Source organism: Campylobacter sp. BCW_6871, from assembly GCF_001762325.1.
Classification (GTDB): domain Bacteria; phylum Campylobacterota; class Campylobacteria; order Campylobacterales; family Campylobacteraceae; genus Campylobacter_D; species Campylobacter_D jejuni.
The window spans coordinates 1-8,259 of the sequence record NZ_MJWQ01000050.1 but is presented as its reverse complement, the minus strand read 5'-3'; the positions used below and the strand labels follow the sequence as shown (position 1 = coordinate 8,259).

The window sequence follows — 8,259 nt, the reverse complement described above, 5'->3', positions numbered from 1 at the left end:
TCATGAGAGTTTTTAGCCACTCTTACTTTATTATCTACTCCTACATTTAAGGTATTGCTTAATCCTACTATGGTATCTTTAGATAAGCCTACATTAGTTAAGTATTCTCCTCCTATATTGACATTTTTAGCTAAGTCTATGATTTGAGTATGAATCTTTTTAATCCTTTCATTATAAATTCCATCCACTATAGAATCTTTATCATTTAAGATTCTTTGAGTGAAATTATGCTGGACTAATTCATCATAATCCTTTTGGGCTTTTAAATAAATTTGTTCTTTATCTTTTATATTTGAGAGGGTAAGTTCAATGGCTTTTTTTGCATAATTTAAATCTTTAGTCATTTTAACACTAAATGCGTTATTCCTTGTGTTGTTTTAAATGCAGGTGTGTTAAAATAGGCAAATAAGATTAATTGATATTTTTCATTCATATTGTAAAGTATATTCCTATCATTTTGTGAAAGCATAGAAGTATTAAAGGTTATATCATTTCCTTGAAGATTTTCTAAAATCTTAATTTTAGATTGATTGCATTCTAATTCCTCTTCTTTTTTTACACAATATGCCCATTTAATTGTCTCATCGAAGAAAAATTTCTCCTCATTATTTAAGCAGGCTCTAATAAAAATAGTTTCATTGTAAGGGATTTTATCAGTAGTATTTTGCTGTTCTTTGTCTTTATAAGCTTGCATACCTGTGATATATAAATTCTCTCTTGAATTTTTTATTTGTTTTTCATACCCATTTGTCTCAGTATCTAAATAAAGATTTTCTCCAAAATCTTGCATGCTTACTTTATTTGTAAAAGTATAGCTTCCACCTTTCTTATCTGCAGAACTTAAAGAGACTATTGCTACATTTCCAATTTTGTGCATTTGACTTGTGCTAAAGCCTTCTAAGGTTTTTGTAGCTATAATACATTTTGTAGCTCTTTTAAAAAAAGAAGAGTTTTCATCTAAAATTAAATCAATCTTGAAACTGCTCTTATAAATGCCTTCTTGATACTCTAGCTTTAAACTTTCATAAATCCTTCTGTTCTCACAATTATGAAGAAATATTTTAGTGATGGTTTCATGATTATTTCCATTTTTATCTAAAATCTTAAGATTATTAAGTGTTAATTCAAAATTCCCTCCTCTATGCGATAAAATCTCTTCGCTACTATACCTTTCTAGTTTTAAATAGATTTTTAGCATCTTTGAGGCTTTATCTTGTAAAATTTTAAATTGGTTTTCTTTAGCAAAACTGTATAATTCTATAGCATTTTCTTCATTGCCAGTAAGAGCAACTTTTAAAATTCCATCGTTTTTATTAATAAAATATGATATATTGTTTTTTACTGCTTTAAAGTATATTTCATCTTCTTTTTTTAAAATAAGTTCTTCTTGGGTGCTACAAGAAAAAGCTTGTGGATTAATTGCTTGTTGTTCTTCTTGTGTTGGATCATATTTTAAATACATTAGCTCACATTGATCTTCTATTAATTTAGAACAATCTATTTTTGCTTTTGCTCCTATAAGTAAAGTAATAAAAGTATTTTTAGGTTGTTCTATTTGTATAATAGATGGAGTGGGATTTGGATAGAGTATAAGAATATTATGGGGTGTATTTGCTTCTAGTTTTTCAAACTTTTGTCTTAAAGTTTTATTAAGCAAGGCAACATTATCCAATTTATTAGCACCTAAATTCTCACAATAATTAGCAATACAATAAATATTATCTAAGCTAAAATTTTTTTGAGTGAGGGTGTTTAGGTAATCTAAATGAGGCTTAAGGGTTGCAACAATATCATTTATGGGCTTTTTGGTAAGTTGTGAAATTGGTTTAAGTTTTTGAATTTTTTTAAATCGATAATATAATCTTGATAAGGTATAAAATCTAAATCGTTTTCATACCAAAGTGCTAAATTATATAGTGTATCTTGTTTATGAACTTGTTTGGAGCTTGTTCTATTTGTATTGATTTTATGTATTCTATATTTAATTATTTCCCTTTTGATATTTAAGTAAGAAAACACATCAAAAATAAGACTTATTTTATTAATATTTGGATTAGATAGATAAATATCGGCTTCATCGCAAGCCCTAATAAGAAATGGAATAAAGTTTTTTGGGTTAGTTTTGTATCGTATTAAAAACCACAATAGGAATCTCGAATTTTTGATAATAGAATCTCGAATATTATCTTTGATATTATTAAATCTGCCATGATAATGTAAAGAAACCAAGGAAGCTTTTTCTTGACTATATTCCAACAAGTTATCGCCAATATATTGTGATATATACTTTTTATATGAATCAAAGGTTCTTTCCAAAATTTCTTGGGCTTGTTCTTGCGTAAGCGAAAAATTAAACTTTACTATCTTTGGGTCTGTAAAACCTGCCTTATTGGCTCTATATTTCTCTATAATTTCATAAAAAGTTAATTCTTCATCTCCTATTTTAAGTTTTTTAGAATCATCTGGTAAATACCCTTCTAAAAGTAACTTTGGATTATTTCCTGTCTTTAAATCAAGTCCATATCCAATAGTTACATTGCCTGCAATATGTATAGCATTTTCTTGTTTATAATTTGAATTTTCAAAAGCAATAAGAAGCTTTGCACATTCTTTTTTATAATCATTTTCATTTAATTTTTTAACATCATAAAGCATTATTGCATTTCCTTTTTATAGATATCTCCCCACTCAAATATCGTTTGGTTGCCACACATTGTGCTACAAAAATAATCGGGTGAATTAAATACTTTCTCATCTCTTATAAGTACAATACCCTGTTGATTTTTCCTAATATAAATTTTACAATTTGCAAAATCCTTATCATCATTTAAAGCTATAGCTTCTTGTTGAGATTTTATCTGTAATTTCAAAGTTATATCGCATTCGTGCATATCATTAAATTCACTTTTATTTAGGATAGCCTCATATCTAGCTTCACAAATATTAAACTTATCACACTTTTTTATTGTAAAGCTCCCCATATAAAGATTTTCTTGTAATGTATAAGTCCCAAGCCACACATTGCCCGTGTGTGCTGTGTAATTTTGCAATTCTCCAACTCTATTTTGCAAAAGCTCTTTTACACATTCTTTAGATTTGCATTGATTTAGGGTTTGAAGCCATAATCGTTGCGATGTTAAAAGCTTATTTTGCTCATTTTTGTTTAGATTCTGTCTTAGTTCTTTATATGTCTTTGCCATATATCTATCAAGTTTTTGCAACTCCCCACTTTCATCATTACAAATCATCTTTTCAACCTTACTTTTTGCTTTAGCACAATCAAAGCTAGGTTTAGCTTCTTCTGGAGATTGAGCATTAGCACTAATGCTTAACATTAAACACAGTCCTAAAACTATTAAAAACTTTTGCATAAGAACTCCTCCTTTAAATAGAAATTAATTTTATTTATTTGTAAGCTTTTAAATTCCTCATAGCTTAAATTTGTTGTCTTAATTGGCATTTAGTTTCCTAATAATTTATTAAGTTTTTTATCTTTTGTAAAAGCTTGATAGAGCTTCTCATAGTATATTTTATATTTTTCTACCGCTTCATCAAATAAATCTGCATTTGCTTCATTAATCCGAACATCTACAAGAAAGTAATTCCACTGCATAATATTGTAAGCCATAAAATCTATAACAATGCTTTGAGTAGTGTTTTCAAAAAAATTGTTAAATAGATTATAATTGGATAAAAACCCTACGTTCATATCGTAGGTTCCATTAGAGTTTTCAATTGGGACAACAAAATCTTTCACTCTTTCATTAAAGCCCCATCTTTCTCTATTAACTCCACTATCTATCATTTTAAAAGCTAAAGTAGCAATCGCTTCTAAATAAATTTGTTTTATGCAATAATTAGACTGACGGTCTTCTTGTTTTTTTGTCTCAAATGGTGCAACAAAATAGCATTGAAATATATTTCTATTACTCATAACAGAGTGATTAAAATATTTCAGTTTTTCTCTTGTTTTTTGCCCCTCTTTTGTATCTTTAGGGATACTCTTTAGTATTGAAAAATAGAGTTTAGAATACAATCTATCAAGTTTTTGTAACTCCCCACTTTTATCATTACAAATCATCTTTTCTACTTTTGTACTTGCTTTAGCACAATCAAAACTAGGTTTGGCTTCTTTTGGGGATTGTGCATTAGCACTAATGGCTAACATTAAACACAATCCTAAAACTATTAAAAACTTTTGCATAAGAACTCCTTTAATTTACTCTGTATTTTTTGTCGCTTCAAACATAATAACTACTCCTCTAGCACAATATCTAAAAATATAGAGCTATATAAAAAGAAATCTAAGCCAAGATTGAAGTGTTTGGGTATCATAATTTGTTTGAAAAAATATTAACATCCATGCAATAGCAACGCACAGGCTACTATGAATACAAAGAGAGAAAATACTCATTGGGATAATCCATAATGAAAATTCGTTTAGAGCTAGATTTGAATGTGATTGCATAAAAAATTTTCTTAAAAAATATACCAAAGGTAAAGAAATACCACAGATATACATTATTAATAACTCCCATTCACAAGTAATGCAGATAATCAAAAATAATAAATAATATGAAAAAAGCCAAGCAATCCAAAAACTTTTTGAACATACAAACCCACAAAAGCTTTGAAATCTTATCAAAAATACTATACATACATAAGATATACCACCAAGAATCAATACAGGCAATGTAAAGACATATGCTAAAAACCCAAATCCATCAGTCATTATCTCGCCTCACTTTTTACTATAATCCTCAATAGATTCTTTGTATCCAAATTATTTGGAATCTTAATATTTTTAAAACCTTTGCTTGTAACTATAAAATCACAACCAAGATTGAAATGTTTCTGTGTTTGTTGGATTTGTATTTGTTGGTAGTCGTGGTTTTGATATATAAGTTTTTGCATTATGGTTTGTCCTTGCCTATCATAGATAAGATTCTATATAGAATCTTAGTAAAAAATGACTTATGATTTTTATAGAGGATATAGCTAAGGAGTAGTGCAATTATACTGGGAAAAACCACAACAAGAACATAAAAAGTTATAGTGCGAATCGCCTCATTTCTCTCATCGATTTTAAGATAATATCTATCACACCATGAGCTGATATAATATCCAATAGCATACATCATTACAAAAGAAAGGATAAGTAGTCCAATCCCAATAAAAAATGAAACGATATATCTGCCTAGTCTCTTTGTAAATGAAATCTTTTGCATATCAAAATAAGTATAGATAATAGCATAGAGTATAAAGGTAAGATGTATAATTTGCAAGATAATGGGGATTAAAAACATTTGAAAAATTTCAAAAAGGCTGATAATAGTTGTATCGACAAATATTACCCACATAGCTAAGTATAACAACACTGAAGCTCCAATATGTAGAGTAAGATTCACATATTGAGGCTTATATTTATACAATAAAAGCGTCAGACAATAAAGGGGTAGAAAATAGTATGCAATAAGACTAAGCCCATATATAAAAGGCTCATAATCACCACCAGCAAAAAACATCTTACTTCCCCACTATAAAAGCAGTATCTTGCATTTGCGTATGACTAAAATCCATATCCAAAAATGTAGAGCTATATAAAAAGAAATCTAAGCCTAGATTAAAATACTGTTTTGTTTTTAGAAAGTCTGAATTATATAAGGGAAATAAGAATGATTTTGGTGAGGTATATTTAAAATGAAATTTTGTATTTCGGTATTGCATTATCGAATTATATAAATCAAATCCTACCTTCTCATAATCCCATGCCCCAATAGGCTGATCGCTACCATTATTATTAAAATTCACAGTATCAATGATAAAAGCACGCACCTTTTTGCACGCAGCATATAAAGAATGGTAATTATAGAATCTTGTAACTCTCGTGATTTGTATAAGGCTTGGTATATATAAGATATTAAAAGCCCCTGCGATAGAGTATAGAGCAAAATTCTGCTTGTATTTTGGGTTAGAGTGGAATTTATCTAAAACTTCTTTTTCATGTTGTATGGAGTTTTGCAATGAAAATGCATCAAATTTACTTAAGCCTAAATGCGGTAAAAACACATCATTTTTTATATCAAACCTTTGAAAATATAAACTATTATCGATAATATCTGATGGTTTTTGTAAGTCTTTTATAGCTTTATGAGTTTCTGGGAGTGTTTCCTCTTTTTTATATAGCTTAAAGACTTCTGCATTCTTCGTCTTATTCTCTTTCATTGCTTGGATATTGAGTGCCATTGTATATTCTTGTGTATTTTTAATGTTTTTTATATCTAGTAAAGCATCATTAAGAAAATCTTCGAATTGTTTTTGAAAATCAGATTCTTCTCCAAAAAGCTTTTTGAGATTCATATACTCGCCCTTTAGCTCTTGCATTATAGGAAACTTCATATAAAAACTATCCCAATCTAATTCCGCATAAAATCTTGCTTTATCTCTTGATTTTGTGTTGTCAGTCTTTAATTGTTGCATCTCTACTCTAGGCAATATCTCCTTTACTATTGTTTTCATTGTTTCATTAGGGATAGTATCTATAAAATCTTGTGAAGTAGAGCTTCTAAAGGTTAAATCTTTTAATTCTTTAGCATCACTTGGATTATCATGCCATAATCTTTGACAGATATAGCTTACCCCCCAACCAAGCCTTGAGATTTCATCTTTGTTTGTATGTGCCCTTAGTGTTTCTGCTAGAGTGCAATCAATGGTAATTTGTGGATAATCATTAATTCTTATAAGATAAGAGGCATTATAATTGGGTGTTTCTTTATAAGCAAAGACTAATAGTGTTTTTTGCTCTTGTGTGTCTTTAGGGTTTGGTAGTTGCAAACTAAGATGTTTTCCACAATAAGCTTTGTTGTTTTCTAAATGTCTATAAATGATAGAAGAAGATAATAGGGCTTTATCTTCTTCTTTTTCAATATAAAAACAATCTTTTAAAATTTCTTCATCAAATAAAGAACTTTCCTTTTTGTCATTAGTTAATTGGTTTTTGTTTAACTTATCTAAGGTGTTTTTATCCTGAATAAAAACATAACCCCATTTAATTTGCTCTTCTTTGATTTTTGCATCCTCATAAATAGCTTCAAATTCTACTATATCACCAAAAGTATAGAAATTACGCACTATTTTTTCATTATTTTCTAAGGTAAATTCTTTGGATTTTAGCCTAATAGAGTTTATAGAGCCTTTATCTGCCTTTCTTTCAAATTTTATTTCACACCAATGCCCATACTCATAACTTCTTAATAAAAATCTATGATTATAGATGGGTTTGTTTTTATAAATACTAGATTGGTTTAAAATTAATTCAAAGCTTTGTGCTTCTTTACTAAAAATTTCACTAGCATTTAAATGAGCTTCCCCCATTCTATTGGTTGTAAAAATAGTCTTGATTTCATTTTTATTGCCCTGTGCTATTTCATAAAGCTTAAATTCTTGATTATGCAGAAGAATATTATTAGAACTTAAAAGCCTAATATTTAAACTATTTTTTTGATTAAGTGCTTCCATTACTCTGCCCTAATCTCTCCACCTTTGACCACAAGCCCATTAGAATCTATCACTACTTCAACTCCACCTGCTTTAATAATCACATAATCTCCCTTAGTAACAATTTGAGTATCGCCTACTTGGTGGAGGATTTGATTGCCTGCTTTTACTTCATAATCTGTTTTTGTTTGCGATAATGAATTATCAGATACAAAGGTATTATTTTTATCTGTTTCAAAGCCCATTGAAGCATTGGTGGTGATTAGTAGATTATTTTTGCTTCTTATAGAAGTCTCTTTTTCTGTTTGGATTTTTAATGTTTCTTTTATATTAATATCATAATGCCCCTCAACCACTTCCTTTTTATTTCCCTTCACATTTCTTGTCTCATCCTTATGTATGATGGTATTTTGATTAGCACCTATTTCTATATCTTTGTTTTCTCCTACATATTCATGAGAGTTTTTAGCCACTCTTACTTTATTATCTACTCCTACATTTAAGGTATTGCTTAATCCTACTATGGTATCTTTAGATAAGCCTACATTAGTTAAGTATTCTCCTCCTATATTGACATTTTTAGCTAAGTCTATGATTTGAGTATGAATCTTTTTAATCCTTTCATTATAAATTCCATCCACTATAGAATCTTTATCATTTAAGATTCTTTGAGTGAAATTATGCTGGACTAATTCATCATAATCCTTTTGGGCTTTTAAATAAATTTGTTCTTTATCTTTTATATTTGAGAGGGTAAGTTCA

The 8,259-nt window shown here is 28.6% G+C and carries 8 protein-coding genes; all 8 read right to left on the bottom strand.

Annotated features, from left to right (window positions below; all coding sequences use genetic code 11):
• Positions 1-344, bottom strand: a 344-nt coding sequence (locus AJ930_RS05515) for a bacteriophage T4 gp5 trimerisation domain-containing protein (RefSeq protein ID WP_442857193.1), incomplete at its 3' end; no start/stop codon positions are given.
• The gene (locus AJ930_RS10425; RefSeq protein ID WP_261659498.1) at positions 341-1,672 is read right to left on the bottom strand and encodes a hypothetical protein; all 1,332 of its coding nucleotides are present in this window, start codon (positions 1,670-1,672) and stop codon (positions 341-343) included. The genes AJ930_RS05515 and AJ930_RS10425, both read right to left, overlap by 4 nt.
• A gap of 122 nt (positions 1,673-1,794) precedes the next feature.
• A complete protein-coding gene (locus AJ930_RS05500) occupies positions 1,795-2,655 on the bottom strand; it encodes a hypothetical protein (protein ID WP_070274976.1) in 861 nt (286 codons plus the stop codon).
• Positions 2,655-3,371 (bottom strand): lysozyme inhibitor LprI family protein, encoded by a 717-nt coding sequence (locus AJ930_RS10545; RefSeq protein WP_250540919.1) that lies wholly within the window; start codon positions 3,369-3,371, stop codon positions 2,655-2,657. The genes AJ930_RS05500 and AJ930_RS10545 overlap by 1 nt, the downstream gene beginning before the upstream one ends.
• Positions 3,372-3,460: 89 nt before the next feature.
• Complete coding sequence (locus AJ930_RS05490; RefSeq protein WP_070232946.1) at positions 3,461-4,204, bottom strand: lysozyme inhibitor LprI family protein; 744 nt, start codon at positions 4,202-4,204, stop codon at positions 3,461-3,463.
• Positions 4,205-4,288: 84 nt separating this feature from the next.
• The gene (locus tag AJ930_RS05485) at positions 4,289-4,732 is read right to left on the bottom strand and encodes a hypothetical protein (protein ID WP_002789078.1); all 444 of its coding nucleotides are present in this window, start codon (positions 4,730-4,732) and stop codon (positions 4,289-4,291) included.
• A 794-nt stretch (positions 4,733-5,526) separates the two neighbouring features.
• Positions 5,527-7,518, bottom strand: a complete 1,992-nt coding sequence (locus tag AJ930_RS05470) for a DUF6402 family protein (protein ID WP_070232948.1) — start codon at positions 7,516-7,518, stop codon at positions 5,527-5,529.
• The coding region (locus tag AJ930_RS05465) for a bacteriophage T4 gp5 trimerisation domain-containing protein (protein ID WP_070274975.1) at positions 7,518-8,259 on the bottom strand (742 nt) is incomplete at its 5' end. The genes AJ930_RS05470 and AJ930_RS05465, both read right to left, overlap by 1 nt.

Excerpts from the sequence above, each read along its gene's own strand:
- AJ930_RS05500 (WP_070274976.1), bottom strand. The coding sequence starts at position 2,655 with ATGCTTTATGATGTTAAAAAATTAAATGAAAATGATTATAAAAAAGAA.
- AJ930_RS05470 (WP_070232948.1), bottom strand. The coding sequence starts at position 7,518 with ATGGAAGCACTTAATCAAAAAAATAGTTTAAATATTAGGCTTTTAAGT.
- AJ930_RS10545 (WP_250540919.1), bottom strand. The coding sequence starts at position 3,371 with ATGCAAAAGTTTTTAATAGTTTTAGGACTGTGTTTAATGTTAAGCATT.
- AJ930_RS05485 (WP_002789078.1), bottom strand. The coding sequence starts at position 4,732 with ATGACTGATGGATTTGGGTTTTTAGCATATGTCTTTACATTGCCTGTA.
- AJ930_RS05490 (WP_070232946.1), bottom strand. The coding sequence starts at position 4,204 with ATGCAAAAGTTTTTAATAGTTTTAGGATTGTGTTTAATGTTAGCCATT.